We start from the raw sequence: 2,719 nt of genomic DNA, 5'->3' as shown, positions 1-2,719 counted from the left end.
GGCGCATCCGGCGGCGAGATCGCGGTGTTCGAGAATCTCTGGCTGTCGATGGCGCGCGGCGAGTTTGGCTGCGTGATCGGGCACTCCGGCTGCGGCAAGACCACGGTGCTGAACATCCTGGCCGGCCTCGATGAGCCGAGCGACGGCACCGTGATCGTCGACGGCCAGGCCATCGAAGGCACCAGCCTCGACCGCGCCGTGATCTTCCAGAGCCATGCGCTGCTGCCCTGGCGCACCGTGCTCGGCAACGTCGCTTACGCGGTGACCTCGAAATGGCGCGACTGGGACCGCGCCAGGGTGAAAGCCCATGCGCAGACGTTTATCGATCTCGTCGGCCTGACCGGCTCCGAGCACAAGCGGCCGTCGGAACTGTCCGGCGGCATGAAGCAGCGCGTCGGCATTGCGCGTGCGCTCTCGATCACGCCGAAGATCATGCTGATGGACGAGCCGTTCTCGGCGCTCGATGCGCTGACCCGCGGCACGCTGCAGGACGAGGTGCGCCGCATCTGTCTGGAGACCGGGCAGACCGCGTTCATGATCACCCACGACGTCGATGAGGCGATCTATCTCGCTGACAAGATCTTCCTGATGACCAACGGGCCCGGCGCCGTGCTGGCCGAGATCGTGGAAAACCCGCTGCCGAAGGATCGCGGTCGCACCGACCTGCACCGCCACCCCTATTACTACGCGGTGCGCAACCACATCGTCGACTTCCTGGTCAGCCGCAGCAAGACGTTTGCGGCGGATGTGCCCGGCCATGACCCTCGCAACGTCCCGGTGGTGAAGATCGGTGTGGGCGAACCGACCATCGTCACGGCGCCGAGGGCGGTTGAAACCCATTCGGCGCAGGCCATCGCGCGCTAGACTTCAAAGGGAGACTGAAATGAAACGATCCGACCTTACCGAAAAGCTGCTCGACATCAAGCGCGAGAAGGAATGGAGCTGGAAGCACATCTGCGAAAAGATCGGCGGCTACTCGGAAGTGCTGATCGTCGGCGCCATCCTCGGCCAGATGAAGCTGACAAGGCCGCAGGCGGCGAATGCGGCTGAATTGTTCGGTCTTTCCAAATCCGAGACCGCGATGCTCAACGAGGTACCGATGCGCGGCGACGGCACCCCGATGCCGCCGACCGATCCCTTGATCTACCGCTTCTATGAAATGGTGATGGTGAACGGTCCGGCCTGGAAAGCGCTGATCGAGGAGGAGTTCGGCGACGGCATCATGTCGGCAATCGATTTCGACATGGCGATGGAGCGCATCGCCAACCCCAAAGGCGACCGCGTCAAGATCACGATGTCGGGCAAGTTCCTGCCGTACAAATATTACGGCGCCAGCGGCAATGTGCCGGAGTATGGGTTCAAGGAAGGGTGAGGGGCTATTGGCGAATGGTGAGTAGCGAATGGAAATCTTCTCCTATTCGCTGTTCGCCACTTGCCCTCCCGAAAACGCCTCCCGCAGTTCCCCAATCGGCGCCATCCCGCGCACGTAGGTGAACGACCCCTTGTCCTTCATCTCGCGGGCGCATTGCAGGAAGGCGGCGAGCGCGAAGCGCGACATGGCGCCGCCGACGCTTATGCGCTTGACGCCGGCCTCCGATAATTGCTCGACGGTCAGCGTCGGGTCGGCAAAGCCCATCACCAGATTGAACGGCTTGTTCAGCGCCGACACCACCGTCTTGATGGTGGCGAGGTCGCGCACGCCGGGCGCATACAGCACGTCGGCGCCAACGGCTTCGAACGCCTGCAGCCGGCGGATGGTGTCGTCGAGGTCGTTGCGGCCGTACAGCAGGTTTTCGGCTCGCGCCGTCAGCGTGAACGGAAAAGGCAGTGCGCGGGCGGCCTCGACCGCCGCCTGCACCCGTTCGACCGCGAGCGTGAAATCATAAATCGGTTGCCTTGGATCGCCGGTCGAGTCCTCGATCGATCCGCCGACCGCGCCGGCCCCGGCGGCAAGCCTGATCGCCTCCGCCGCGAGTTTCGGGTCGTCCGCGCCGCAATTCTCCAGATCGGCGCTGACCGGCAAATCGGTGGCGGCCGAGATCAAGCGGCAATTCTCGATGATGGCGTCGCGGCTGACGCTGGTCCCGCCCAAGGTAAGGGCGAGCCCCAGGCTGGTGGTCGCCAGCGCCTCGAAACCCATCGCGGCGAGCAGTTTGGCGGTGCCGGCGTCCCAGGGATTCGGGATGATGAAGGCGCCGGGCCGCGCATGCAGCGCGCGAAACAGTTCTGCCTTCTCCATTTGGCTGCGCATGTTCGACTCTCGCGCTTGCGGTAAAGGGCAGGCTGGCCGGCGGGAAATCATCCGCCAAGAGGCGAATGGCGAGTAGCGAATGGCGAGGACCTATTCGCTACTCGCCCCTCCTGTTTATTATCTTACGTTCCCGCCTTCACCTGCATGACGGCCGTGGCCATCAGTTCGTCCATCTTGACCCGCAGTTCGGGCTCGGTGACGGTCACACCCTTGGCGCTCAGGTCGCCCAGCACCTTGCGAACCACGTCGGCGTCGCCGGATTCCTCGAAATCGGAGGCAACCACTTCCTTGGCGTAGGCCGCGGCGGCGTCGCCGGCGATTCCGAGTTTCTCGGCTGCCCATAATCCGAGCAGCTTGTTGCGGCGGGCCTCGGCCTTGAACTTCTGGTCGGCGTCGAGGGCGAACTTCTTCTCGAAACCTTCTTCACGCTTGTCGAATGTGCTCATTTTCTCGGTTCCGATCCCTGGC

General features: G+C 63.7%; 4 protein-coding genes. 2 read left to right on the top strand and 2 right to left on the bottom strand.

Annotated elements, in window-relative coordinates; translation table 11 throughout:
• The first annotated feature begins 18 nt into the window (after positions 1 to 18).
• Together Q8N40_RS16800 and cynS are read left to right on the top strand one after the other, a co-directional pair.
• Positions 19 to 864, top strand: coding sequence for an ABC transporter ATP-binding protein (locus tag Q8N40_RS16800; RefSeq protein WP_305712602.1), 846 nt, complete (start codon positions 19 to 21; stop codon positions 862 to 864).
• 19 nt (positions 865 to 883) lie between these two features.
• Positions 884 to 1,372, top strand: a complete 489-nt coding sequence (cynS, locus tag Q8N40_RS16795; RefSeq protein ID WP_305712600.1) for a cyanase — start codon at positions 884 to 886, stop codon at positions 1,370 to 1,372.
• 42 nt (positions 1,373 to 1,414) lie between these two features.
• On the opposite strand, the gene Q8N40_RS16790 is transcribed toward cynS, so the two are convergent.
• Together Q8N40_RS16790 and Q8N40_RS16785 are read right to left on the bottom strand one after the other, a co-directional pair.
• Positions 1,415 to 2,251, bottom strand: coding sequence for an oxaloacetate decarboxylase (locus Q8N40_RS16790; RefSeq protein WP_305712599.1), 837 nt, complete (start codon positions 2,249 to 2,251; stop codon positions 1,415 to 1,417).
• 122 nt (positions 2,252 to 2,373) lie between these two features.
• On the bottom strand, positions 2,374 to 2,697 hold the full coding sequence (locus tag Q8N40_RS16785; protein ID WP_305712601.1) for a DUF1476 domain-containing protein: 324 nt from the start codon (positions 2,695 to 2,697) through the stop codon (positions 2,374 to 2,376).
• Between the last annotated feature and the right edge of the window lie 22 nt (positions 2,698 to 2,719).

The sequence above is a fragment of the Bradyrhizobium sp. genome, assembly GCF_030693485.1.
Classification (GTDB): Bacteria; Pseudomonadota; Alphaproteobacteria; order Rhizobiales; family Xanthobacteraceae; genus Bradyrhizobium.
Note: the sequence above shows the minus strand (reverse complement) of the source record. Positions and strands in the feature narration are given on the sequence as shown.